The 25,524-nt window shown below is 71.5% G+C and carries 18 protein-coding genes and 1 pseudogene; 10 read left to right on the top strand and 9 right to left on the bottom strand.

Annotated elements, in window-relative coordinates:
- Position 1: 1 nt before the first annotated feature.
- Entirely contained in the window at positions 2–2,083 is a 2,082-nt protein-coding gene (locus ACIPXC_RS32255; protein ID WP_401625241.1) for an ATP-binding domain-containing protein, read from the bottom strand.
- A gap of 413 nt (positions 2,084–2,496) precedes the next feature.
- A complete protein-coding gene (locus tag ACIPXC_RS32250) occupies positions 2,497–3,480 on the bottom strand; it encodes an aldo/keto reductase (RefSeq protein WP_401625239.1) in 984 nt (327 codons plus the stop codon).
- Positions 3,481–3,580: 100 nt separating this feature from the next.
- Here ACIPXC_RS32250 and ACIPXC_RS32245 point away from each other — a divergent pair, with 100 nt between their 5' ends.
- Both ACIPXC_RS32245 and ACIPXC_RS32240 read left to right on the top strand, forming a co-directional pair.
- Positions 3,581–4,630, top strand: a complete 1,050-nt coding sequence (locus ACIPXC_RS32245) for an LLM class F420-dependent oxidoreductase (RefSeq protein WP_401625236.1) — start codon at positions 3,581–3,583, stop codon at positions 4,628–4,630.
- Between the two features lie 193 nt (positions 4,631–4,823).
- Positions 4,824–5,612 (top strand): ferritin-like domain-containing protein, encoded by a 789-nt coding sequence (locus ACIPXC_RS32240; protein WP_401625233.1) that lies wholly within the window; start codon positions 4,824–4,826, stop codon positions 5,610–5,612.
- Between the two features lie 24 nt (positions 5,613–5,636).
- Here ACIPXC_RS32240 and ACIPXC_RS32235 read toward each other — a convergent pair.
- A pseudogene (locus ACIPXC_RS32235) lies at positions 5,637–5,840 on the bottom strand (magnesium transporter CorA); the annotation flags it as partial.
- Between the two features lie 55 nt (positions 5,841–5,895).
- Here ACIPXC_RS32235 and ACIPXC_RS32230 point away from each other — a divergent pair.
- The 4 genes from ACIPXC_RS32230 to mshC all read left to right on the top strand — a co-directional run bounded on the left by ACIPXC_RS32230 (position 5,896) and on the right by mshC (position 9,471).
- Positions 5,896–6,615 carry a histidine phosphatase family protein gene (locus ACIPXC_RS32230; RefSeq protein ID WP_401625230.1) on the top strand — a complete coding sequence of 240 codons (720 nt, stop codon included), beginning with the start codon at positions 5,896–5,898 and terminating at the stop codon, positions 6,613–6,615.
- A gap of 77 nt (positions 6,616–6,692) precedes the next feature.
- Entirely contained in the window at positions 6,693–7,283 is a 591-nt protein-coding gene (locus ACIPXC_RS32225; RefSeq protein ID WP_266937681.1) for a DUF3090 domain-containing protein, read from the top strand.
- The gene (locus tag ACIPXC_RS32220) at positions 7,247–8,131 is read left to right on the top strand and encodes an SCO1664 family protein (RefSeq protein WP_401625227.1); all 885 of its coding nucleotides are present in this window, start codon (positions 7,247–7,249) and stop codon (positions 8,129–8,131) included. The genes ACIPXC_RS32225 and ACIPXC_RS32220 overlap by 37 nt, the downstream gene beginning before the upstream one ends.
- Positions 8,132–8,241: 110 nt before the next feature.
- Positions 8,242–9,471 carry a cysteine--1-D-myo-inosityl 2-amino-2-deoxy-alpha-D-glucopyranoside ligase gene (mshC, locus tag ACIPXC_RS32215; protein ID WP_401625225.1) on the top strand — a complete coding sequence of 410 codons (1,230 nt, stop codon included), beginning with the start codon at positions 8,242–8,244 and terminating at the stop codon, positions 9,469–9,471.
- A 172-nt stretch (positions 9,472–9,643) separates the two neighbouring features.
- Here mshC and ACIPXC_RS32210 read toward each other — a convergent pair whose 3' ends face one another.
- The 5 genes from ACIPXC_RS32210 to ACIPXC_RS32190 form a co-directional block, all read right to left on the bottom strand.
- On the bottom strand, positions 9,644–10,636 hold the full coding sequence (locus tag ACIPXC_RS32210) for a PAC2 family protein (RefSeq protein WP_401625222.1): 993 nt from the start codon (positions 10,634–10,636) through the stop codon (positions 9,644–9,646).
- 126 nt (positions 10,637–10,762) lie between these two features.
- Positions 10,763–12,370, bottom strand: a complete 1,608-nt coding sequence (locus ACIPXC_RS32205) for an FAD-dependent oxidoreductase (protein WP_392575990.1) — start codon at positions 12,368–12,370, stop codon at positions 10,763–10,765.
- Positions 12,371–12,410: 40 nt separating this feature from the next.
- Positions 12,411–13,937, bottom strand: coding sequence for a glycerol kinase GlpK (glpK, locus tag ACIPXC_RS32200; protein ID WP_183067684.1), 1,527 nt, complete (start codon positions 13,935–13,937; stop codon positions 12,411–12,413).
- Positions 13,938–14,016: 79 nt separating this feature from the next.
- On the bottom strand, positions 14,017–14,799 hold the full coding sequence (locus ACIPXC_RS32195; RefSeq protein WP_401625218.1) for an MIP/aquaporin family protein: 783 nt from the start codon (positions 14,797–14,799) through the stop codon (positions 14,017–14,019).
- Between the two features lie 314 nt (positions 14,800–15,113).
- Positions 15,114–15,881: an IclR family transcriptional regulator gene (locus ACIPXC_RS32190; RefSeq protein WP_401625215.1), complete on the bottom strand. Its 768-nt coding sequence runs from the start codon at positions 15,879–15,881 to the stop codon at positions 15,114–15,116.
- Positions 15,882–16,155: 274 nt separating this feature from the next.
- Between ACIPXC_RS32190 and metH the strand changes: the two genes are divergently transcribed.
- From metH to ACIPXC_RS32170, 4 genes are all read left to right on the top strand, one after another.
- Positions 16,156–19,668, top strand: coding sequence for a methionine synthase (metH, locus tag ACIPXC_RS32185; RefSeq protein ID WP_401625212.1), 3,513 nt, complete (start codon positions 16,156–16,158; stop codon positions 19,666–19,668).
- Positions 19,669–19,781: 113 nt separating this feature from the next.
- Entirely contained in the window at positions 19,782–20,483 is a 702-nt protein-coding gene (locus ACIPXC_RS32180) for an HAD family hydrolase (RefSeq protein WP_401625210.1), read from the top strand.
- 616 nt (positions 20,484–21,099) lie between these two features.
- The gene (locus ACIPXC_RS32175) at positions 21,100–22,704 is read left to right on the top strand and encodes an ABC transporter substrate-binding protein (protein WP_401625207.1); all 1,605 of its coding nucleotides are present in this window, start codon (positions 21,100–21,102) and stop codon (positions 22,702–22,704) included.
- A 71-nt stretch (positions 22,705–22,775) separates the two neighbouring features.
- Complete coding sequence (locus ACIPXC_RS32170) at positions 22,776–24,359, top strand: ABC transporter substrate-binding protein (RefSeq protein WP_401625205.1); 1,584 nt, start codon at positions 22,776–22,778, stop codon at positions 24,357–24,359.
- A gap of 161 nt (positions 24,360–24,520) precedes the next feature.
- Here the strand turns inward: ACIPXC_RS32170 and ACIPXC_RS32165 are convergent, their stop codons facing one another.
- Positions 24,521–25,192, bottom strand: coding sequence for a response regulator transcription factor (locus ACIPXC_RS32165; protein ID WP_030963767.1), 672 nt, complete (start codon positions 25,190–25,192; stop codon positions 24,521–24,523).
- Positions 25,193–25,524 lie beyond the last annotated feature (332 nt).

Raw genomic sequence — 25,524 nt, 5'->3', positions numbered from 1 at the left:
ACTACTGGTCCGGCTGTTCGCCCGCCTCGGCGAGGGACTTCAGCAGGCCCGTCAGCCGCGTCGTCCGCGGCTTGGGCAGCACCTCGGCGACCGCGCGCGGCAGCGCCTGGTCGACGCCGTGCACCACCGACAGGTGCCGCTCGGCCCGCCCGAACGCCGTGTACACCCAGTCCCGGGACAGGGCCTGCGCCGCGTCGCCCGGCAGGACCACGACCACCGCCGGCCAGCGCGAGCCCACCGCCTGATGGGCCGTCACCGCCCAGCCGTGCCGTACCTGGGACTCGACGAGCTCCTTCGGTACGACGGTCCGCGCGCCCGCACGCTCCAGGTGCAGCCCCTGCGCGTCCGCCGACACCACACGGGCCGGCAGGGCCCGCCCCGGGGACGGCACGTGGACCACCCGGTCGCCGGGGTCGAAGCCGCCGAACCGGCCCGGACCGGGATTGAGCCGCTCCTTCAGCGCGGCGTTCAACGCCCGCGTCCCCGCGGGGCCGCCGTGCCCCGGAGTGATCACCTGAACGCCGTCCGCGGGGACCCCGAAGACCCGCGGCACCGACTCGGCGACCAGCTGCACGGCGCGGTGCACCGCCTCGCCGGCGTCCTTCACGGGGACGATGACGACCTCCTTGCCGGGGGCGTCGACCTGGTTCAGCTTTCCGATCCCCACACCCGAGACCAGCTCACCGAGGGGACCCGGGTCCGGGGTGCGGGAGACCAGCTGGGGGCAGGTACGCGCCGCCAGCACATCGGCGAACACCCGCCCCGCTCCGGCGGAACCGAGCACTCCGGGGTCGCCGGACAGGACCAGCCGGGCCCCGTCCGGGACGCCCTCGACCAGCGCGGCCGCGCTCTCCACATCCAGCTGCGGTGCGTCCAGCACGACCATCAGGTCCAGCGCGAACTGCCCGTCCTCGTCCCGCCCGGGGCCCTCCCGGCCGGCGAGCAGCCCCGCCACCGTCACCGCGTCCGGGCCGCCGCCGGACGCGTGCGCGGCCACGCAGACGCGCAGGCCCAGCTCACGGGCCGCCGCGGCCAGCGCGAGCGGCTCGGCCCGGGCGGCCTCACCACCGGTGTGGGTGACCAGACCGTGGCCGGCGACCGCGCGGATCAGCTCGCCGGAGGACCGGTCCGGCGCGGCCGAGGCGGCCTGCTCCCAGTCGGCCGGGCCGGCAAAGGTGCCGGACAGCCGGGCCAGGCCGTCGGCCAGGCTCTCCTCGGCCATCGCGGCGCCCTCCAGCCCCACGAGGATCCGTACCGGCTGTTCCTCGCCCTCCTCCACCGGCGGGCCCAGGGGTTCGTGGAAGACCAGCACCGAAGCCTCCGCGATGGCCTGTTCCAGCGCCTCGGCCGGATCGGGCACGCCGTACTGGGCCAGGGCCTTCTCCAGGACCGGGGCCTCCAGCGCGGTGTGGCCCTTCAGGCCGGCCTGGTCCAGCAGCCAGCCCACCAGGACGGCCGTACGGCGCGCGTCCCCGGGACCGGCCCCGGCGCCCAGCAGCGCACGGGCGAAGCCGTCCGCCTGCGTCGGCCGTACGGAGGGTACGGCCAGCAGCCGCCACGGGTTCTCCGCGAGCTCCTCGGCCGCGCCGTCGCCCAGGGCCGCGGCCACGGGACCGGCCAGCGACTCGGGAGCACCACCGCGGGCCAGGACGGCTCGTACGCCGTCGACGGCGTCGGCGGAGGGTACGGGGGCCGCCTGCGGCGCCGGAGCGGCAGGCCGGGGTGCCGCAGGAGCGGGGGCCGCCTTGCGGGGCGCGGCGGGGGCCTCGTCGAAGTGGACGGCGGAGGGCTTCGCGCCGCTCTCCACGGCCCGTACGGCGGCCAGCAGGTCGGCGGCCTTCCCGCTGAGCTTGGCACCGGCGTCGACGGGGTGCTCCCGTTCGGCCTTGCGGCGGGCGATCCGCTCCCGCTCGATCTTCTGCGCGGCCAGCTCGGCCTGAGCCTCACTGAGCCCGCCGCCTGCGGCGGGCTCGGCGTCCTCGCCTGCGGCGGGCTCGGCCTCCGGCCCGTCCTGCGCCTCGTCCGGGCCGTCCGCGGCAGCGGTGTCGGCCTCGGGGGTGTGCCCTGCTGGGCTTTCCCCCACCCCGCCCCTTCCCGAAACCGGGGGCTCCGCCCCCGGCCCCCCGTCTCCGGCCGCAGACGCTGCCTCAGCGCCGTCAGCTCCGTCCCCGGGCTGTGCCCCTGCCAGGTTCTCCGGGCCGGCGGTGTCGCCCCCGGGCTCGCCCGCGCCGGCCTGCGGCCCCGCCGGGCTCTGTGCGTCGGCTCCGTCCCCGGGCTGGGCCCCCGCCGGGTCTTCCGCGTCAGCGGTGTCGGTCTCGGGCTCGCCCGCGCCGGCCTGCGGCCCCGCCGGGCTCTGTGCGTCGGCTCCGTCCCCGGGCTGTGCCCCCGCCGGGTCTTCCGCGTCAGCGGTGTCGGTCTCGGGCTCGCCCGCGCCGGCCTGCGGCCCCGCCGGGTCTTCCGCGTCAGCGGTTTCGGCTTCGGCCTGACGGTCCGTGCTCACAGCGTGCTCCAGTCCTGATCGGGATAGCGGTGCTCCGGCGCCGAGACGTCGTCCAGCGCCCGGCAGATCTCCTCGGGAAGACTAAGCGCCTCCACCGACAACGCCGCCGCGAGCTGCGCCGACGTCCGCGCACCGACGATCGGCGCGACCACCCCCGGCCGGTCCCGGACCCACGCCAGCGCCACCTGGAGCGGAGTCACGGCCAGCCCCTGCGCCGCCGTGACCACCGCGTCCACGATCCCGGCCGCCGCGTCGTCCAGATACGGCTCCACCAGCGCGGACAGGGCCGGCGAGGCGCCCCGGGAGTCGGCCGGAGTGCCCTCCCGGTACTTGCCCGTCAGCACTCCGCGCCCCAGCGGGGACGAGGGCAGCAGGCCGACCCCCAGGTCCAGCGCGGCCGGCAGCACCTCCCGCTCGACGCCGCGCTGCAGCAGGGAGTACTCCATCTGCGTCGAGGCGATCCGGGTCCGCACCCCGGGAGCCGTGAGCTGCCAGGTCGCCGCCTTCGCCAGCTGCCAGCCGCAGAAGCCCGCCACTCCGGCGTACCGGGCCCGGCCGCTGCTCACCGCCAGGTCGAGGGCCTGCAGGGTCTCCTCCACCGGCGTCACCGGATCGAAGGCGTGCACCTGCCAGAGGTCGACGTAGTCGGTGCCCAGCCGGTCCAGCGAGTCGTCGAGGGCCGCCAGCAGATGGCCGCGCGAGCCGTCGAAGCGCCGGTCCGGGTCCCGGACGCTGCCCGCCTTGGTCGCGATGACCAGGTCCCGGCGCGGGACGAGCCCGCCCACCAGCCGCCCCAGGAGGTACTCCGCCTCCCCGCCGCCGTACACGTCGGCGGTGTCGACGAGGGTGCCGCCCGCCTCCCAGAACGTCTTCACCTGTTCGGCGGCGGCTTCCTCGCCGGTGTCGCGGCCCCAGGTGAGGGTGCCGAGGCCGATCCGGGAGACGCGCAGTCCGGTGCGGCCGAGATGCCTCTGCTCCATGAGCGCTGAGACTACTGGGGCGCTGACGTGGAGCGCCCGGGCGCGCTACAGTCCCCGCACACCAACGTTACTGATCGGTACACCGGTAAGGGGACGACACATGCGGCTCGGCATCAATCTCGGTTACTGGGGCGCGGGCATGGACGCCGACAACCTCGCTGTCGCCCAGGAGGCCGACCGCCTCGGATACGACGTCTGCTGGGCCGCCGAGGCGTACGGATCCGACGCCCCGACCGTGCTCTCCTGGGTTGCCGCCCAGACCGAGCGTATCGACGTCGGCTCCGCGATCATGCAGATCCCGGCCCGCCAGCCCGCCATGACCGCCATGACGGCGGCCACCCTGGACTCCCTCACCAAGGGCCGTTTCCGCCTCGGCCTCGGCGTCTCGGGCCCGCAGGTCTCCGAGGGCTGGTACGGCGTCACGTTCGACAAGCCGCTCGCCCGCACCCGCGAGTACGTGGAGATCGTCCGCAAGGCCATGTCGCGCGAGCGGCTGAGCTACGAGGGCGAGCACTGGACCCTGCCGCTGCCGGGCGGTCCGGGCAAGCCGATCAAGCTGACCGTGCACCCCGAGCGCGAGCACATCCCGCTCTACATCGCCGCCATCGGGCCCAGGAACCTGGAGCAGACCGGCGAGATCGCCGACGGCGCCCTGCTGATCTTCCCGGCCGCCGAGCACCTGGAGGCCACCGCGCTCACCCACATCCGGGCGGGCCGGGAGAAGGCCGGGCTGACCATGGACGGCTTCGACGTCTGCCCGACCGTGCCGCTGGCCCTCGGCGAGGACGTGACCGCCCTCGCCGACATGTTCCGCCCGTACACCGCCCTGTACGTGGGCGGCATGGGCAGCCGGAAGCAGAACTTCTACAACCAGCTGGCCCAGCGCATGGGCTACGAGAAGGAAGCCGCCGAGATCCAGGACAAGTACCTGGCCGGTGACAAGACCGGCGCGGCCGAGGCCGTCCCGCACTCGCTGATCGACTCGACGACGCTGCTCGGCCCCGTCGCGCGGATCGCCGACGGGATGCGGGCCTACGCGGAGGCCGGCGTCACCACCCTCACGCTGGCCCCGGCCGGCTTCACCCTGGACGAGCGGATCGCCGCCCTGCGCGCCGGCACCGAGGCCATGGAGCTCGCGGGCCTCGCCTGAGCCGGCTGCCGCGAGGAGGTTCTGCGGCCGTGGTGGGGGCTCGGGGGGTCTTCCCCGCCACGGCCGACACAGCCAACAACGCGCCGGACGCCCGCGGGGTTACGCACGGCGCCCGGCGTGGAGGTTCGTTCATTCGGACGAGTGGTGACACCTCGCGGTTGCCCGCCCCGCGGAGCGGCGTTTGACTCGTTGCATGCTCTCTGCCCGCAGCCTGTTCCAGGAGATCGTCGACAACGACGACGCCTTCCAGTTGTTCTGCTCCATCGCCGCCAGCGGGGAAGCCCAGGGCGGCTGGGAGAACGCCCGTATCGCGGCCCTGGTGCCGGACGCCATGCGCGACCTCGCACCCAAGATCACCCGGCACGGCGCCGACGAGGACAAGCACGGCCGGATCTTCCACGCCCTGCTGCGCAAACGCGGCCTGCAGGCCGTCCCCGTACCGCCCGAGACCGACTACACGATGCTGCTCGAACGCCGCGGCATCGGACTGGCCCACGACAAGCTGCGCCGGCAGGAGGCGCTCACCGAGGACGACATCGTCGTCTACCTCGCCCACAGCCGGGTCACCGAGCAGCGCGCCGCCGACCAGATGGACATGCTGGTCAAGTACTTCGGCGACCACCCCGTGGTGGGCAAGGCCATCCACATGATCAGCAACGACGAGGACAACCACCTCGCCTACTGCCACGAGGAACTGCTGCGGCTGGCCCGCGCCGGGCACGGCAGGACCATCCATCGGGTGCTGCGCGAGAGCGCGCTCGCCGAGATCGCCGTCTACCGCGACGTGAGCCTCGCCGTCATGGACCACATGGGACGGCTGCTGCACTGGCCCGCGCCGAAGGCGGCCCTGCTGGCCGCCGGCATCCGCGGGATGTACGCGTACGAGCGCTTCAGCGGCTGGCACCGGATGGTCGCCCTGCGGATGCCGCAGCGGCGCAACGCCCTGGGCGGCGAGCCCCTCACCACCCCCGAATACGCCTGACCGTGCGCCCGCCTCGCCGCCGTTGAGCGCGTCCTCCACCGCCGGCGGATGCAGGCCGAACTCCCGGCGGACGTGATCGAACTCCGCCTCGGTCGGCTCGTACGTGCCGATCCGGAGGAAGGCGTCACCGCTCGCCCGGGCCTCGTCCAGGGCGTCCGAGAAGTCCTCCGGCGCCTCGGCGCGACGCCCGTCCCGGTAGAGCGCGCAGTCGACGATCACGCCGAACATTCTCCCCCGCCACCGACGGGCCCGCACCCGTCCGGCACCGCCTACGCTGGCCCTCATGGCCACGCTGATCCTCGTACGACACGGGCGGTCCACCGCCAACACCGCAGGGCTGCTCGCCGGATGGACTCCCGGCGTGGGCCTCGACGAGCGCGGCGCCGAGCAGGCCGCCGCGCTCCCCGGACGGCTGGCCGGCGTGCCGCTCGCCGCCGCCGTGACCAGCCCGCTCCAGCGCTGCCGCGAGACCCTGGCACCCCTGCTGGCCGCGCGGCCCGAGCTGGAACTCCACACGGACGAGCGGATCGGCGAATGCCACTACGGCGACTGGTCCGGACGCAAACTCTCCGAACTCTCCGAAGAACCGCTGATGAAGATCGTGCAACAGCACCCGTCGGCGGCCGCCTTCCCCGGCGGCGAGTCCATGCGGGCCATGCAGGCCCGCGCGGTGGACGCCGTACGGGACTGGAACGCGCGGATCGAGGAGAGCGACGGCGCCGACGCCGTCTTCCTGATGTGCTCGCACGGCGACATCATCAAGTCGCTCGTCGCGGACGCCCTGGGCATGCACCTGGACCTCTTCCAGCGCATCCACGTCGACCCCTGCTCGGTGACGGCGATCCGCTACACGCCGACCCGCCCGTTCGTGTTCCGGCTGGGCGACACCGGGGACTTCGGCTCCCTCGTGAGGCGACCGGCCGCACCCGAGGCCGTCGCCTCCGACAAGGACTCCGAGGACGCCGGGAACGCCGTCGTGGGGGGCGGCGCGGGCGCGGCGTGATCGCACGGCGCAGTAGGGTGGACGGGCCCACACAAGGGCGCAGATCCGCCCCCGCCGCCGAGACTTGGAGACTGGACGTGCCCCGTCAGGTGTTCCTCTACGACCCGCCGGACCGCTTCGTGGCCGGCACGGTCGGCTTGCCGGGACGCCGTACGTTCTTCCTGCAGGCCTCCTCCGGCCCCCGCGTCACCAGCGTCTCCCTGGAGAAGACCCAGGTCGCCGCGCTGGCCGAGCGGATGGACGAGCTGCTGGACGAGGTCGTGCGGCGCACCGGCGGAAACGCCCCGGTCCCCGCCATGGCCCCCGCGGAGGCCGCCGACACGGCTCCGCTGGACGTGCCCGTCGAGGAGGAGTTCCGCGTCGGCACCATGGCCCTGGCCTGGGACGGCGAGGAACAGCGCATGATCGTCGAGGCGCAGGCCCTGGTGGAGCTCGAAGCCGAGTCCGACGAGGACCTCGCCGAGGCGGAGGAGCGGCTGCTCCAGGACGAGGAGAACGGCCCGCCGATGCTGCGGGTCCGCCTCACCGGCGCCCAGGCCCGCGCCTTCGCCAAGCGCGCCCTGGACGTGGTCAACGCCGGCCGCCCGCCGTGTCCGCTGTGCAGTCTGCCGCTGGACCCGGAGGGCCACGTGTGCCCGCGCCAGAACGGCTACCGGCGCCAGGCGTGACGGGCCAGGGGGACATGCAGGGACACATGCAGGGGCACACGCGGGGACGCATGGAGGAACTGCTCGCCAAGGGCGAGCTGACCGTCGTCGGCCGGATCCGCGAGGCGTCCAACGCGGTGCTGTTGTGCACGGTCACGTACGACGGGGCGAGCGCCGACTGCGTCTACAAGCCGGTCAAGGGGGAGCGGCCGCTGTGGGACTTCCCCGACGGCAGCCTCGCCCAGCGCGAGGTCGCCGCCTACCTGGTCTCCGAGGCCACCGGATGGGGCCTGGTGCCCGCCACCGTGCTGCGCGACGGCCCCTACGGCGAGGGCATGGTCCAGCAGTGGATCGAGTCCCGGCAGCCGCAGGACGACTCCCCCGAGGACGGGCTCCTCGCCCTGGTCGAGGGCGAGGAGGCCGGTGAGGGATGGAAGCCCGTGGCCTTCGCGGAGGTGGGCGAGGGCCGCACCGCCCTGCTGGTCCACGCCGACGACCCGAGGCTGCGCCGGCTCTCCGTCCTCGACGCCGTGATCAACAACGGTGACCGCAAGGGCGGGCACCTGCTGCCCGCGCCCGACGGACGGATCTACGGCATCGATCACGGAGTGACCTTCCACACCGAGGACAAGCTGCGCACCCTGCTGTGGGGCTGGGCGGGGGAGCCGCTGACGGACGAGGCCCGCGGGGCGCTCACGGCGCTGGCCGCGGAACTGGCCGAGGGAGCCCCCCTCGCCACCCGGCTGGCCGAACTGATCACGGAGGCCGAGCTGGCCGCCGTACGGGAGCGGGTGGCGCACATGCTGCGGACCGGAACGCATCCGGTGCCGTCCGGGCAGTGGCCGTCGATCCCGTGGCCACCGGTCTGAACCGGCCATCGGCGGTACGCACAGAACCGGCCGGACCGCAAGAGCGCCGATCAAGACAACACTGCAGGTCCAGTTCGTTTCCGGAACATCCGTCCGGTTAGGCTCGACACATGCATGCCTGGCCCGCTTCTGAGGTCCCCGCCCTTCCCGGCAAGGGCCGCGACCTCCAGATCCACGACACCGCGACCCAGGGGACGATCACCCTCGCCCCCGGTCCCGTCGCCCGTATCTACGTCTGCGGCATCACCCCGTACGACGCGACCCACATCGGTCACGCGGCGACCTACAACGCGTTCGACCTCGTGCAGCGCGTGTGGCTCGACACCAAGCGGCAGGTCCACTACGTCCAGAACGTCACGGACGTGGACGATCCGCTCCTGGAGCGGGCGCTGCGCGACGGCCACGACTGGACCGAGCTGGCCGAGCGCGAGACCGCGCTCTTCCGCGAGGACATGACGGCCCTGCGGATGCTGCCGCCGCAGCACTACATCGGAGCCGTCGAGGCCATACCCGGCATCGTGCCGCTGGTCGAGCGGCTGCGGGACGCGGGCGCCGCGTACGAGCTGGAGGGCGACCTCTACTTCTCGGTCGAGGCCGACCCGCACTTCGGCGGCGTCTCCCACCTCGACGCCGAGGCCATGCGGCTGCTCTCGGCGGAGCGGGGCGGCGACCCCGACCGTCCGGGCAAGAAGAACCCGCTGGACCCGATGCTGTGGATGGCGGCGCGTCCGGGCGAGCCGAGCTGGGACGGCGGCTCGCTGGGCCGCGGCCGGCCGGGCTGGCACATCGAGTGCGTCGCGATCGCCCTGGACCACCTGGGCATGGGCTTCGACATCCAGGGCGGCGGCTCCGACCTCGCCTTCCCGCACCACGAGATGGGGGCGTCGCACGCGCAGGCCCTGACGGGCGAGTTCCCGATGGCCAAGGCGTACGTCCACGCCGGCATGGTCGCCCTGCACGGCGAGAAGATGTCGAAGTCGAAGGGCAACCTCGTCTTCGTGTCCGCGCTGCGCCGCGGCGGGGTGGACCCGGCGGCGATCCGCCTGGCGCTGCTCTCGCACCACTACCGGGCGGACTGGGAGTGGACGGACGCCGTCCTCGACGAGGCCGTGGCCCGGCTGGAGCGCTGGCGCGCGGCGGTGTCCCGGCCGGACGGCATCCCGGCGGACGCGGTCCTCGAAGAGGTCCGCGAGGCCCTGGCCAACGACCTGGACGCCCCTGCGGCACTGGCCGCCGTGGACCGCTGGGTGGATCTCCAGAACGCCACCGACGGCGACGACGAGTCCGCCCCGGGCCTGATCTCCCGGACCGTGGACGCCCTCCTGGGCGTGGCCCTGTAGCCGTCTGCGGACGGTGTGCCGATGCCCCCGGCCCTGGGCCGGGGGCATCGCGTTGTTCGTACCGGTCCGGGTCACCGCCGCGCGGAGCCGGTCCGCGAACGCCGGACGGGCCGGCAGACCCGGCCTCGCCGGCATCCGGGGTGCGGGATGGGCGGAGCCCCACCCCGCCCGGCTATGCCTCCGGGGTGTCCTCGCCCGGCTCCTCCGGCGGAGCCTCCGGCTGCGGTGGGGACACCGGCGGCTGCGGCTTCGGGGGCCGTGGGAGAGGCCCGCTCGTCTCCCGCAGGTACGAGCCGTCACCCGGCTCCGCCGCGGGGCCCGCCGCCGGGTCGCGGCGGCGCAGGTAACGTTCGAACTCGCGGGCGATCGCGTCGCCCGAGGCCTCCGGCAGGTCCGCGGTGTCCCGCGCCTCCTCCAGCGTCTGGACGTACTCCGCCACCTCACTGTCCTCGGCGGCCAGTTGGTCCACGCCCAGCTGCCAGGCCCGCGCGTCCTCCGGCAGCTCGCCCAGCGGGATCCTGATGTCGATCAGGTCCTCCAGCCGGTTCAGCAGGGCCAGCGTCGCCTTCGGGTTCGGCGGCTGCGACACGTAGTGCGGCACCGCCGCCCACAGCGACACCGCCGGCACCCCCGCGTGCGTACAGGCCTCCTGGAGGATGCCCACGATGCCCGTCGGGCCCTCGTACCTGGTCTCCTCCAGGTCCATCGTCCGCGCCAGGTCCGCGTCCGAGGTGACCCCGCTCACCGGCACCGGCCGGGTGTGCGGCGTGTCCCCGAGGAGCGCCCCGAGGATGACGACCATCTCCACGCCCAGCTCGTGCGCGAAGCCCAGGATCTCGTTGCAGAACGACCGCCACCGCATGGACGGTTCGATGCCGCGCACCAGTACCAGGTCGCGCGGTTTGGCACCGCCGATCCGGACCACCGAGAGCCGGGTCGTCGGCCACGTGATCTTCCGTACCCCGTTGTCCAGCCACACCGTCGGCCGGTTGACCTGGAAGTCGTAGTAGTCCTCGGCGTCCAGAGCCGCGAAGACCTCGCCCTTCCACTCCCGGTCCAGGTGTGCGACCGCACCGGAGGCCGCGTCACCCGCGTCGTTCCAGCCCTCGAACGCGGCCACCATGACCGGGTCGATCAGCTCGGGCACGCCCTCAAGCTCGATCACCCAGGTCTCCTTCCGAAGTTCCTTGCGTACGTGGGTCAGCCTAAGCCTTGGAGGGACGTCGGCCACAGCCCACGACAGAGGGGCGGTTCCCCTCGGAACCGCCCCTCTTCCCCACCCGCGTGAGGCCTATGCCTTGCGGGCCAGCATCTCCTCGACCCGGGCCTTGACGGCGTCGTCGTCCAGGCCGCGGATGGTCACTGTCGTGCGGCGGCGCAGCACGTCGTCGACCGTCTCGGCCCACTCGTGGTCACGGGCGTAGGCGACCTGCGCCCAGATCTCCGGACCGTCCGGGTGGATGCGCTCGGCCAGCGCCGGGTCCTCGTTGGCGAGGCGGGCGATGTCGAAGGCCAGGGAGCCGTAGTGCGAGGCCAGGTGGCGCGCGGTCAGCGGGTCCATCCGGGTGCCGGGCTCGCGGTCCACCAGCAGCCGGTGCGCGACCGCGTTCGGGTTGGCGACGCCCGGCAGCGCGATGCGGCGCACGAGGGACTTCACCGGCTCCATGTCCTCGGTCAGCGGGCTGCCCGGGAGCTTGGCGAGCTTGTCCATGACGACGCGGCCGATGTGGCGGTAGGTGGTCCACTTGCCGCCGGCGACCGACAGCATGCCGCCCGCGCCCTCGGAGACGACGGTCTCGCGCTTGGCCTTCTCCACGCCGCCGGGGCCGCCGGGCAGCACGCGCAGGCCGGCGAAGGCGTACGTCATCAGGGAGCGGTCGAGGTCGGCGTCCTTCACCGAGAAGGCCGCCTCGTCCAGGATCTGCTGGATGTCGGACTCGGTGGCGCGCACGTCCGCCGGGTCGCCCTCGTACACCTCGTCGGTGGTGCCGAGCAGCAGCTGGTCCTCCCAGGGGAGGGCGAAGGTGATGCGGTACTTGTCGATCGGGGTGGCCATGGCGGCCTTCCACGGCGACTTGCGCTTCATGACGATGTGCGCGCCCTTGGAGAGGCGGATCGACGGCATGGAGTGCTTGTCCTCCATGCGCCGCAGGTGGTCCACCCACGGGCCGGTGGCGTTGAGCACGACGCGGGCGTCGATCCCGAACTCGGTGCCGTCCAGGCGGTCCTTGAGCTCGGCGCCGGTGACCCGGCCGCCGGTCTTGCGCAGGCCGGTGACCTCGGCGTGGTTGAGGACGACGGCGCCCGACTCGACGGCCGCGCGGACCGTCATGACGGCGACGCGGGAGTCGTTCATCTGGTGGTCGTAGTAGACCGCGACGGCCTTGAGGTTGTCGGTCTTCAGGCCGGGGTTGTCGGCGACGGCACGGGCGGGGGATATGACCTTGCCCATGCCGTCGCCGAAGGCCGAGAGGGCGGAGTAGGCGAAGACGCCCGCGCCCAGCTTGGCCGCACCCACCGGACCGCCCTTGTAGACCGGCAGGTAGAAGGTGAGCGGGTTGACCAGGTGCGGGGCCACGTCCTTGGCCAGCACCCGCCGCTCGTGGTGGTTCTCCGCGACCAGCTTGACCGCGCCGGTCTGCAGGTAGCGCAGGCCGCCGTGGACGAGCTTGGAGGAGGCCGAGGAGGTGGCGCCGGCGAAGTCGCCGGCGTCCACCATGGCAACCCGCAGACCCGACTGCGCGGCGTGCCAGGCCACCGAGGTGCCCAGGATTCCACCACCGATGACCAGCAGGTCGTACGTGGCCTTCGCCAGCTGCTCGCGGGTCTCGGCACGGCTCGCGTTCGCGCCGGCGGTCGGGTGCGTGCCCAGGGCGGGGACGCTCTGCAGGGTGCTCATGTCTCTTATCGCTCCTCGTCGATTGACTCAGCTGGTGCGGTCAGCTGGCGTCTTCGTCGTCGACCCAGCCCATGGACCGCTCGACGGCCTTGAGCCAGCTCTTGTACTCGCGCTCCCGCTGCTCGGCGGGCATCCGCGGGGTCCACTCCGCCGCACGGCGCCAGTTGGCGCGCAGGGCGTCGGTGTCGGGCCAGAAGCCGACGGCCAGGCCGGCGGCGTAGGCGGCGCCGAGGCAGGTGGTCTCGGCGACCATGGGACGGACCACGGGGGCGTCCAGGAAGTCCGAGAGCGTCTGCATCAGCAGGTTGTTGGAGGTCATGCCGCCGTCGACCTTGAGGGCGGCGAGCTCGACGCCCGAGTCCTTGGTCATGGCGTCGGTGATCTCGCGGGTCTGCCAGGCGGTGGCCTCCAGGACGGCACGGGCGATGTGCGCCTTGGTGACGTACCGGGTGAGGCCGGCGATCACACCGCGGGCGTCGGAGCGCCAGTACGGGGCGAACAGGCCGGAGAAGGCCGGCACGAAGTAGGCGCCGCCGTTGTCCTCGACGGACAGGGCCAGGGTCTCGATCTCGGCCGCGGACTTGATCAGGCCCATCTGGTCGCGCATCCACTGGACGAGCGAGCCGGTGACGGCGATGGAGCCCTCCAGGGCGTAGACCGGCTTCTGGTCGCCGATCTGGTAGCCGACGGTGGTCAGCAGGCCGCTGTAGGAGTTGATGATCTTGTCGCCGGTGTTCATGAGCATGAACGTTCCGGTGCCGTACGTGGACTTGGCCTCGCCCTCGGCGAAACAGGTCTGGCCGAACAGCGCAGCCTGCTGGTCACCGAGCGCCGAGGCGACCGGGACACCGGCGAGGACGCCCTCCTTGACGTGGCCGTAGACCTCGGCGGAGGACTTGATCTCGGGGAGCACGTTGAGCGGGACGCCCATCGACTCCGCGATCTTCTCGTCCCAGGCCAGGGTGTGCAGGTTCATCAGCATGGTGCGCGAGGCGTTGGTGACGTCGGTGACGTGCGCACCGCCCTGGGCGCCGCCCGTGAGGTTCCAGATGACCCACGAGTCCATGGTGCCGAAGAGGATGTCGCCGGCCTCGGCGCGCTCGCGCAGGCCCTCGACGTTGTCGAGCAGCCAGCGGACCTTCGGGCCGGCGAAGTAGCTCGCCAGCGGCAGGCCGGTCTCGCGGCGGAAGCGGTCCTGGCCGACGTTGCGGCCGAGCTCCTTGCACAGGGCGTCGGTGCGGGTGTCCTGCCAGACCAGCGCGTTGTGGACCGGCTCGCCGGTGTTCTTGTCCCACAGGACGGTGGTCTCGCGCTGGTTGGTGATGCCGATCGCCTTGACGTCGGCGGCGGTGATCTCGGCCTTGGCGATGGCGCCGGCGACGACCTCCTGGACGTTGGTCCAGATCTCGGTGGCGTCGTGCTCGACCCAGCCCGGCTTCGGGAAGATCTGCTCGTGCTCCTTCTGGTCGACGGCGACGATACGGCCGTCGCGGTCGAAGACGATGCAGCGGGAGGAGGTGGTGCCCTGGTCGATCGCGGCGATGAAGGGGCCGGTGCTGCTGGTCATGATGGCTGCTCCTGGCAGGTCTGGTGAGTAGGCGGAATCAGGAGTGCGGTGCGGATCCTACGAGCGCTGCAGATGCTGATCAGGCGAACGCGATGTTGTAAAGACCGCCGGCGAGCACGGCACCGACGAGCGGGCCGACCACCGGGATCCAGGAGTATCCCCAGTCGGAGCCGCCCTTGTTGGGGAGCGGCAGCAGGGCGTGGACGATGCGCGGACCGAGGTCGCGGACCGGGTTGATGGCGTAGCCGGTCGGGCCGCCCAGGGAGAGGCCGATGCCGACGACCACGAAGGACGTGATCAGGACGCCGATGACGCCGAGGCCCTTGCCGTCGTCCTGGAGGCCCTGGGTCAGGATCGCCAGGACCAGGACGGCGGTGCCTATGATCTCGGTCGTGAGGTTCTGTACGACGTTGCGGATCTCGGGGCCCGTGGAGAAGATGCCGAGCACGGGTCCGGCCACGTCGTGCGGGTGCGGGTCCTCCGGGCCGAGCTTGGCGTCGCGGATGTGCTCGGGGTCCGCGAGGTGGACGCGGAACTGGCCGTAGTAGGTGATCCACATGATGACCGCGCCGAGCATGGCGCCCAGGAGCTGGCCGGCGAAGTAGACGGGGGTGTCGCCCCACTCGCCGGTCTTGACGGCGAGGCCGACGGTGACCGCCGGGTTGAGGTGCGCACCGGAGAGCGGCGCGGAGACGTAGGCCGCGATGAGGACGGCGAAGCCCCAGCCGAAGGTGATCGCGAGCCAGCCCGCGTTGCGGGCCTTGGAGCTCTTGAGCGTCACTGCGGCGCAGACGCCGCCGCCGAGCAGGGTGAGCAGGGCGGTACCGATGGTCTCGCCGATGAAGATGTCGGAGCTGGACACCCGCGACTCCTTACGTACGTCCAGGGGTGGGCGGAAACCGGGTCCCTCCGGTGATTCCGCGCACTCGGTGAGTGCTGCACCGGTCCTTGGCCTTGTCGCATCCTAGCGCGTATTGCCGGTAGGTGTTCGACAATGTCGACCGGTGAACGGCAGTTTTCCGCCCAGGTGAAGAATGCGTCAAGGGTCGGCCAGGCCAATGTGTCGGATCGTTACCCGGAGGTGCGGTCAGCCAAATCCGGCCATCCTGAGGTCGAGATATGGCGAAAAATGGGCAGAAGGGTGCCAGGTGATGGCCGAAGCCTGCTAGAGGGGGGTCAGAACCGGCCTGCGCCGAGGTCGCGTGAAACCGCGCGCGCACAGTCCCGCACCGAGGCCACGAGGGCCGCACGGGGCTCCCCGGACTCGCCGCAGACCCGCTCCACGGCGCCCGCGACCGCCACGGCGCCCACCGGCATCCGGCGCCGGTCGTGGATCGGCGCCGCCACCGAGGCGACGCCCTCCCACGTCTCCTCGACGTCCGCGGCCCAGCCGCGCGCCCGGGTCAGGCCCAACAGCTCCTCGAAGCCGGCCGCGTCCGTGACCGTGCGGGGCGTGAACGCGTCACGCTCCACCTCCAGCGCCTGGGTGTGCGCGACCGGGTCGTACGCCGACAGCACCTTGCCCAGCGCCGTCGAGTGCAGTGGCTGCATGGCCCCGACCTCCAGCACTTGACGGCTGTCGTCGGGCCGGAACACGTGGTGCATGATCAGCACCCCGCTCTGGTGCAGCACGCCCACGTACACGCTCTCGCCGCTCGCGCGGGCCAGGTCGTCGGTCCACACCAGGGCGCGGGCCCGCAGCTCGTGCACGTCGAGGTAGCTGTTGCCCAGGCGCAGCAGCTCCGCGCCCAGCTGGTAGCGCCCGGAGGCCGGGTCCTGCTCGACGAAGCCCTCGGCCTGCAGGGTGCGCAGGATGCCGTGGGCCGTGCCCTTGGCCAGGCCCAGCGACGAGGCCACGTCGGAGAGCCCCAGCCGGCGTTCCCCGCCCGCCAGGAGTCGCAGCATCGCAGCGGCTCGTTCGAGCGACTGGATGTTCCGTGCCATCGCGCAGCCTCCTGCTGACCTTCGTTACTACTGACATCTTGACGCGGTTCGACAATGCTGAACAGTATCGGTCGATGCCGACCTCGCGCACCGCCGGACGATCTGTTCGGCGCACGGCCAACGGGACACCCCTGACAACTTCCCGCCACAGAATGCAGTCCGCCACGTGGGACACCCACACCGGGGCCGGTGCCTCGCGGTTACCCTGGCCGCGTGCACCCCTGACACAGCGGGGGTGCAAAGCCGACAGCCGTCGCATCCCAGGGAGCACTCCATGGCCTCGTTGCCGAACCCGCCCGCCGACACCCAGACCCGGGCCGACGCCCTCCGGGAGGCGCTCGCGACCCGCGTGGTCGTCGCCGACGGAGCCATGGGAACGATGCTCCAGGCGCAGGACCCCACCCTCGACGACTTCCAGCAGCTCGAAGGCTGCAACGAGGTCCTCAACATCACCCGCCCCGACATCGTCCGCACGGTGCACGAGGCGTACTTCTCGGTGGGCGTGGACTGCGTCGAGACCAACACCTTCGGCGCGAACTACGCGGCCCTCGCCGAGTACGACATCGCCGAACGCAACTTCGAGCTCTCCGAGTCCGGCGCCCGCATCGCCCGCGAGGTCGCCGACGCGTTCACCGCCTCCACCGGACAGCAGCGCTGGGTCCTCGGCTCCATGGGCCCCGGCACCAAGCTGCCCACCCTCGGCCACATCACCTACGCGCAGATCCGCGACGCCTACCAGACCAACGCCGAGGGCCTGCTCGCCGGCGGCGCCGACGCGCTGCTCGTCGAGACCACCCAGGACCTCCTGCAGACCAAGTCCTCCATCATCGGCGCCCGCCGCGCCATGGAGGCGCTCGGCGTCAGCGTCCCGCTGATCTGCTCGGTCACCGTCGAGACCACCGGCACCATGCTCCTGGGCTCCGAGATCGGCGCGGCCCTGACCGCGCTGGAGCCCCTCGGCATCGACATGATCGGGCTGAACTGCGCCACCGGCCCCGCCGAGATGAGCGAGCACCTGCGCTACCTCGCGCGCAACGCCCGCGTCCCGCTCTCCTGCATGCCCAACGCCGGCCTGCCCGTCCTGACGAAGGAGGGCGCGCACTACCCGCTGACCGCCCCCGAACTCGCCGACGCCCAGGAGACCTTCGTCCGCGAGTACGGCCTCTCCCTGGTCGGCGGCTGCTGCGGCACCACCCCCGAGCACCTGCGCCAGGTCGTCGAGCGGGTCCGCGGCACGGCGGTCGTCCAGCGTGACCCCCGGCCCGAGCCCGGCGCCGCCTCCCTCTACCAGACCGTGCCCTTCCGCCAGGACACCTCGTACATGGCGATCGGCGAGCGCACCAACGCCAACGGCTCCAAGAAGTTCCGCGAGGCCATGCTGGAGGGCCGCTGGGACGACTGCGTCGAGATGGCCCGCGACCAGATCCGCGAGGGCGCGCACATGCTCGACCTCTGCGTGGACTACGTCGGCCGCGACGGCGTCGCCGACATGGAGGAGCTCGCCGGCCGCTTCGCCACCGCCTCCACCCTGCCGATCGTCCTGGACTCCACCGAGGTCCCCGTCATCAAGGCGGGCCTGGAGAAGCTCGGCGGCCGCGCGGTCATCAACTCGGTGAACTACGAGGACGGCGACGGCCCCGAGTCCCGTTTCGCCAAGGTCACCCGGCTGGCCCAGGAGCACGGCGCCGCGCTCATCGCGCTGACCATCGACGAGGAGGGCCAGGCCCGCACCGTCGAGCACAAGGTCGCCATCGCCGAACGCCTCATCGAGGACCTCACGGCCAACTGGGGCATCCGCGAGTCGGACATCCTCATCGACACGCTGACCTTCACCATCTGCACCGGCCAGGAGGAGTCCCGCGGCGACGGCATCGCCACGATCGAGTCGATCCGCGAGCTCAAGCGCCGCCACCCCGACGTCCAGACCACCCTGGGCCTGTCGAACATCTCCTTCGGCCTCAACCCCGCCGCCCGCGTCCTGCTGAACTCCGTCTTCCTCGACGAGTGCGTCAAGGCCGGCCTCGACTCGGCCATCGTCCACGCCTCCAAGATCCTCCCGATCGCCCGGTTCGACGAGGAGCAGGTCTCCACCGCCCTCGACCTGATCTACGACCGGCGCACCGAGGACTACGACCCGCTGCAGAAGCTGATGGCCCTCTTCGAGGGCGTCAACACCAAGTCCCTGAAGGCCGGCCGCGCCGAGGAGCTCCTCGCACTGCCCCTGGAGGAGCGCCTGCAGCGCCGCATCATCGACGGCGAGAAGAACGGCCTGGAGGCCGACCTCGACGAGGCCCTCCGGACCCGCCCCGCCCTCGACATCGTCAACGACACCCTCCTGGAGGGCATGAAGGTCGTCGGCGAGCTCTTCGGCTCCGGCCAGATGCAGCTCCCCTTCGTCCTGCAGTCCGCCGAGGTCATGAAGTCGGCCGTGGCCTACCTCGAACCCCACATGGAGAAGACGGACGACGAGGGCAAGGGCACCATCGTGCTGGCCACGGTCCGCGGCGACGTCCACGACATCGGCAAGAACCTCGTCGACATCATCCTGACCAACAACGGCTACAACGTCGTCAACATCGGCATCAAGCAGCCCGTCTCCGCGATCCTCGAAGCCGCCCAGGAGCACAAGGCCGACGTCATCGGCATGTCCGGCCTGCTCGTGAAGTCCACCGTGATCATGAAGGAGAACCTGGAGGAGCTGAACCAGCGCAAGCTGGCCGCCGACTACCCGGTGATCCTCGGCGGCGCCGCCCTCACCCGCGCCTACGTCGAGCAGGACCTCCACGAGATCTACGAGGGCGAGGTCCGCTACGCCCGCGACGCCTTCGAGGGCCTGCGCCTCATGGACGCCCTCATCGCCGTCAAGCGCGGCGTGCCCGGGGCCGCCCTGCCCGAACTCAAGCAGCGCCGCGTCGCCAAGCGGGACACTCCCGCCCTCCAGGTGGAGGAGCCGGAAGAGGCCGGCGGCCGCTCCGACGTGGCCGTCGACAACCCGGTGCCCACCCCGCCGTTCTGGGGCACCCGGGTGGTCAAGGGCATCCCCCTCAAGGACTACGCCTCCTGGCTGGACGAGGGCGCCCTCTTCAAGGGCCAGTGGGGCCTGAAGCAGGCCCGCGCCGGCGGGGCCACCTACGAGGAGCTCGTCGAGAACGAGGGCCGCCCGCGCCTGCGCGGCCTGCTGGAGAAGCTGCACACCGAGAACCTGCTGGAGGCGGCCGTCGTCTACGGCTACTTCCCCTGCGTCTCCAAGGGCGAGGACCTGATCATCCTCGACGACGCCGGCAACGAGCGGACCCGCTTCACCTTCCCGCGCCAGCGCCGCGGCCGCCGACTGTGCCTCGCGGACTTCTTCCGCCCGGAGGAGTCCGGTGAGACCGACGTCGTCGGCCTCCAGGTGGTCACCGTCGGCTCGAAGATCGGCGAGGCCACGGCCAGGCTGTTCGAGTCCGACTCCTACCGCGAGTACCTGGAGCTGCACGGCCTGTCCGTCCAGCTCGCCGAGGCCATGGCCGAGTACTGGCACGCCCGGGTCCGCGCCGAGCTCGGATTCGGCGGCGAGGACCCGGCGAAGGTCGAGGACATGTTCGACCTCAAGTACCGGGGCGCGCGCTTCTCCCTCGGCTACGGCGCCTGCCCCGACCTGGAGGACCGTGCGAAGATCGCCGACCTCCTCCAGCCGGAGCGGATCGGCGTCCACCTCTCGGAGGAGTTCCAGCTCCACCCGGAGCAGTCGACGGACGCGATCGTGATCCACCACCCCGAAGCGAAGTATTTCAACGCACGCTGAGCTCCGCCGACGTACACTTGTCGGTCCCACACAGGCCGGTCGCCTGTTCCGAGGGGTGGTATGCCCCGAGGGAGAGGCGACCGGCCTTGTCGTCCCTTCGGAGAGGCATGCGCATGACGAGCACCGTTCCCGCCCCGGTCACCCGCACGGCCGACGGTTCGGCCCTGCAGGCGGTGCTGCTCGACATGGACGGCACCCTGGTGGACACCGAGGGCTTCTGGTGGGAGATCGAGGCGGAGATCTTCCAGGAGCTCGGACACCGGCTTGAGGACGCCTGGCGCGACGTGGTCGTCGGCGGCCCGATGAGCCGCAGCGCGGGCTTCCTGATCGAGGCCACCGGCGCCGCCATCGGCCTCGCCGAGCTGAGCGTCCTGCTCAACGAGCGCTTCGAGGCGCGCATCGCCGACCGGGTCCCCCTGATGCCGGGCGCCGAGCGGCTGCTGACCGAGCTGGCCCGGCACAACGTGCCCACCGCCCTCGTCTCCGCCTCCCACCGCCGGGTCATCGACCAGGTCCTGCTCACCCTCGGCCGCGACCGGTTCACGATGACGGTCGCCGGCGACGAGGTGACCCGTACCAAGCCGCACCCCGACCCGTACCTGTTCGCCGCACGCACGCTGGGCGCCCACCCCTCGCGGTGCGCGGTCATCGAGGACACCCGCACCGGCGTGGCGGCCGCCGAGGCCGCCGGCTGCCGGGTCGTGGCGATCCCCTCCGCCGGCGTCATCGAACCGGCTCCCGGGCGCACGGTCGTCGGGTCGCTGGAGGACGTGGACCTCGCGTTCCTGCGCTCCCTGATCGCCCCGATGAACTGAGATCGCTCACCGAGAGTGACGATCCCGGGTGCCGTGGCGCCCGGTGCGCTTCCCGCCGGGCGTGTACGCAGCGCAAGTGGACACATCGGCATGCAGTGACCTACATCGGTATGCATCGACACGCGCCGGATTGCCTTGAACACGCTCCGTGTCGAACGGGATGCCGTCAGGCCGCACCTTGACGGAAGGATCTTCCGTCGCAGGCCCCGGAGGCTGAAATTCCATCCCCTCCGGGGTTGTTGCGCAGGGTGACCTTGGTCACGCGTCACACCCCCGACGGCCCTGACCGGAGGGCCATCCGGCTTCCCATGTGTCCGCATTGATCAGCTCCTGACCGAATCTGCGGAGCCCTGCCTGTGAACAGGCAGTCCGTTCCGATCACGGTGCGACGACGCCCCCAGTCCGGCGCGTTCAGGCCACCCCTTCCCGGACCACTAGTGTCGATCCGGGCACTGCGCCGCACCCAGCCGCGTCCCGGACACACACCCCTGTTCCGGAACCGCGTGGACCGATCGTCACAACACCGGCCCGATCGTTCCGCCCCGAACGGGCGACCGCCGCGAAGTGCCCTTCACGCCGCTTTGAGCAAGTGCCGGTTACAGGGAGTACTTCCAGCATGAACCGCAAGACCATGGTGCTGACGGCCGCGGCCGGACTGCTCACCCCCGCGCTGGCCGCATGCGGCACCGCGAGCGGTGGAGGAGCAGGATCCGCGGCGATCGTCGTCGGGACCACCGACCGGTTCGAGGCCGCAGACTTCGCTCCCGCTCCGTTCGACCCCGCCTACGCCTACGACGCCGGCACCTGGAACGTCCTGCGCCAGACCGTCCAGACACTGATGCGCACCCCGCGCGGCGGCGGCCAGCCCGTCCCCGAGGCGGCCTCCGCCTGCCGCTTCACCGACTCAGGCAACGAGAGCTACCGCTGCACCCTGCGCCCCGGGCTCAAGTTCGCCAGCGGCGACCCGCTCACCGCCAAGGACGTCAAGTTCTCCATCGACCGGGTCCTCGCCATCAAGGACGAGAACGGCCCCTCCTCGCTGCTCTCCACCCTCGACAACGTCGAGATCAAGGGCGAGGACACCGTGATCTTCCACCTGAAGACCCCGGACGCGACCTTCCCCTTCAAGCTCTCCACCCCCGCCGCCGGCATCGTCAGCGAGAAGAGCTACGACGCCAAGAAGCTCCGCGAGGGCTTCGCGGTGGACGGCTCCGGGCCGTACACCATGAAGGCCGAGGTCAGGGACAACCGCCTCGTCCGCGCCGTCTTCAGCAAGAACCCCCACTACAAGGGCGACATCAAGCTGCAGAACGACAAGGTCGAGCTGCGTACCTATGCCGACTCCACGGCCATGGGCAAGGCCCTCACCGACGGGAAGATCCACATGGTCTCCCGCACCCTGTCGCCCGCCCAGATCACCGAGCTCAGCACCAACCCGCCCAAGGGCGTCAAGCTCGTCCCGATGCCCGGCCTGGAGATCCGCTACCTCGGCTTCAACACCGACGCGCCCGTCGTCAAGGACAAGGCCGTGCGCCAGGCGCTCGCCGCCGCCGTCGACCGCAACGCGCTCATCTCCAAGGTCTACGGCAGGTCCGCCCAGCCGCTCTACTCGCTGGTCCCCACCTCCGTGACCGGCCACGTCAACTCCTTCTACAACAAGTACGGCGACGGCAACACGCCCAAGGCCGCCGCGCTCCTGAAGGAAGCCGGGATCAAGACCCCGGTCAAGCTGACGCTGCACTACACCAGCGACCACTACGGCGACGGCACGGCAGCGGAGTTCGAGGCCCTCAAGGCCCAGCTCAACTCCACCCAGCTGTTCGACATCACCGTCCAGGGCAGCGAATGGGGCGACTTCCGCCCCGCGCAGAAGAAGGGCGACCACGCCGCCTACGGGCTCGGCTGGTTCCCCGACTACCCGGACGCCGACAACTTCCTCGCCCCGTTCCTGGAGCAGGACAACTTCCTGGGCACGCCGTACGCCAACAACGCGGTGCGCACCAGGCTCCTCCCCGAATCCCGGCGCGCGGTCGACCGTAACGTCGCCGCCCCCGCGATCACGGAGATGCAGGACATCGTCGCCGAGGACGTACCCGTCCTGCCCCTGTGGCAGGGCAAGCAGTACGTCGCCGCACGCGACGGGATCACCGGAGTGGAGTGGTCGGTCAACGCCATCTCCGACCTCCAGTTGTGGGAGCTCGGCCGCGGCGTAAGCGGCTGAGCGAGGCAAAGACCGGCAGCGGATGTCGCGGGCCGGAGCAACGAAACAGTTCGACTGTGAAGGACGTTCGCGTGAATCGACGTAACCAGTGGCTGGCGGCCCCGCTCGGCGCGGCCACCGCCGCCGCGCTGCTCAGCGGTTGCGGTTCGACCGATGGCTCCAATGCCGGCAGCGGCAAGGGCGTGGTCATGGGCATATCCGACAAGGTGAAGTCCACCGACCCGGCGTCCGGCTACGACCCGGGCTCCTGGCTGCTCTTCAACAACGTCTTCCAGTCGCTGCTGAGCTTCCCCAAGGGCGGCACCACCCCCGAGCCCGACGCCGCGCAGAGCTGCGGCTTCGAGGGCGGCGACAGCAAGCTCTTCAAGTGCACGCTGAAGTCCGACCTGAAGTTCAGCAACGGCAACGAGCTCACCTCGAAGGACGTCAAGTACTCCTTCGAGCGCACCCTGAAGATCAACGACGAGAACGGCCCCGCCGTCATGCTCTCCTCGATCGAGGGCATCGACGCCCCCGACGAGACGACCGTCGTCTTCCGCCTGAAGAACTCCGACGCCACCTTCCCGAGCAAGATCGCCTCGGGTGCGGGCTCCATCGTCGACCACCGCGAGTACCCGGCCGACAAGCTCCGCACCGACAACAAGGCCGTCGGCTCCGGCGTCTACAAGCTCGACTCCTTCAGCGAGAAGAGCGCCACCTTCTCGGTCAACGAGTCCTACACCGGCAAGGCCAAGGCCAAGAACACCGGCGTCACCCTGAAGTTCTTCAACGGCGACCAGGCCGGCCTCAAGTCCACCCTCGAGAGCGGCGCCGTCGACTTCGCCTTCCGCGGCCTCGCCGCCAAGGACATCGCCGCCCTCGCCTCCAGCAAGACCGGCGACAACAAGGTCGACGTCGTCCAGGGCACGGGCGCCGAGGTCGAGCACATGGTCTTCAACGTCAACGACCCCGTCGTCGGCAAGCTCCCCGTGCGCAAGGCCATCGCCTACCTCGTGGACCGCGAGGCCCTCGTCAAGGACGTGTACGCCGGCACCGCCACCGCGCTCTACTCCATCGTGCCGACCGGCATCGCCGGCCACACCACGCCGTTCTTCGACCGCTACGGCGGCACCCCGCAGCCCGAGAAGGCCAAGGCCGTCCTCAAGGCCGCCAACATCAACGGCAAGGTCAAGGTCACCCTCTACTCGACCCCGTCCCGCTACGGCCCCTCCACCGACCAGCAGTTCGAGGTCATCGCCAAGCAGCTCAACGACAGCGGCCTCTTCGAGGCCGACGTCAAGTCCGTCGAGTACGAGCAGTACGAGAAGGACATCGCGGCCGGCAAGTACGGCATCTACGTCAAGGGCTGGGTCCCCGACTACCCGGACGCCGACAACTTCACCCAGCCGTTCTTCGGCCCGGGCAACGTCCTGAACAACAACTACGACAACAAGGAGATCACCGGGACGATCATCCCGTCGACCTCCGCGAAGTCCGACCGCACCGCGGCCAACACCGACTACGACCGGCTGCAGGACATCGTCGCCGACGAGCTCCCGCTCCTCCCGCTCTGGCAGGGCAAGCAGTACGCCGTCACCCGCCAGAACGTGAACGGTCTGCAGTGGTCCCTGGACGCCTCCACGGTCTTCCGCTTCTGGGAGATCAGCAAGGGCTGATCCTCCGGACCGCCCCCGGACACACCACGGGGCCGCACGCGCGACCTTCCCTCGCGCGTGCGGCCCCGTGCCCGTTCTCGTTACCCGTTCCCCGTTCCCGGTTCCCGGTTCCCGTCCCCGCCACCGTTCCCGAGCCCACCAGGACCGCGCGGGGGACACGGCTACTGCGCCCCGGGCCGGACCAGACCGCTCTCGTAGGCGTACACCGCCGCCTGGACCCGGTCACGCAGCCCCAGCTTCGTCAGGACGTGCCCCACGTGCGTCTTGACCGTCGTCTCGCTCACGAACAGATCCGCGGCGATCTCCGCGTTCGACAGGCCCCGCGCCACCAGCTTCAGGACCTCCACCTCGCGCTCGGTCAGCGTCCCCAGCGTGTCCGGGAGGCGCTCCTCACCCGACGGCAGGTGCCCCGCGTACTTGTCCAGCAGCCGACGCGTGATGCTCGGCGCGAGCATCGCCTCGCCCGCCGCCACCACCCGGATCGCCTGCACCAGCTCACCCGCCGGCGCGTCCTTCAACAGGAAGCCGCTCGCCCCCGCCCGCAGCGCCTCCACCACGTACTCGTCCAGATCAAACGTGGTCAGCACCAGCACCTTCGCCGGACCGTCCCGCCCCGGACCGGTGATCCGGCGCGTCGCCTCGACCCCGTCCATCCGCGGCATCCGGATGTCCATCAACACCACGTCCGGCTGCAGCGCCCGCACCTGGTCCAGCGCCTGCAGACCGTCCCCGGCCTCGCCGACCACCGCCAGGTCCTCCTCAGCCTCCAGGATCATCCGGAATCCGGTGCGCAACAGGGGCTGGTCGTCGACCAGGAGAACGCGGATGGCCACGGGCGATACCTCGTATTCGTCGGACGGCTCGGGCGGACACGCCCATTCTGCCCTGACCCGACGATCAAGAAATCCCGCCCCCGGCAGCCGCTGCCGGGCCCTGCCGCCATCCCGCCTCACCCGCGGCGCCCGGCACCCCACCGCGCCGCGTCGCCGGGGCCCGAGTACGCCCCGCACACGGGCGCCCCGCCGCCTCGCGATGCCTCCCCCGGCCCCGCCGGCCACACTTGACGACGGACCTAGGGCCTGTATTGAGTTGCCCCGCGGCGTCGCGACGCCCGGCACGCACCCTCGGCGCACGAGCCGAATGTCCTAGTAGCTCCGCTACGAGG

The sequence above is a fragment of the Streptomyces sp. NPDC090021 genome (genome assembly GCF_044748225.1).
Lineage (GTDB): Bacteria > Actinomycetota > Actinomycetes > Streptomycetales > Streptomycetaceae > Streptomyces.
This window is presented reverse-complemented; position numbering and strand designations above follow the sequence as displayed.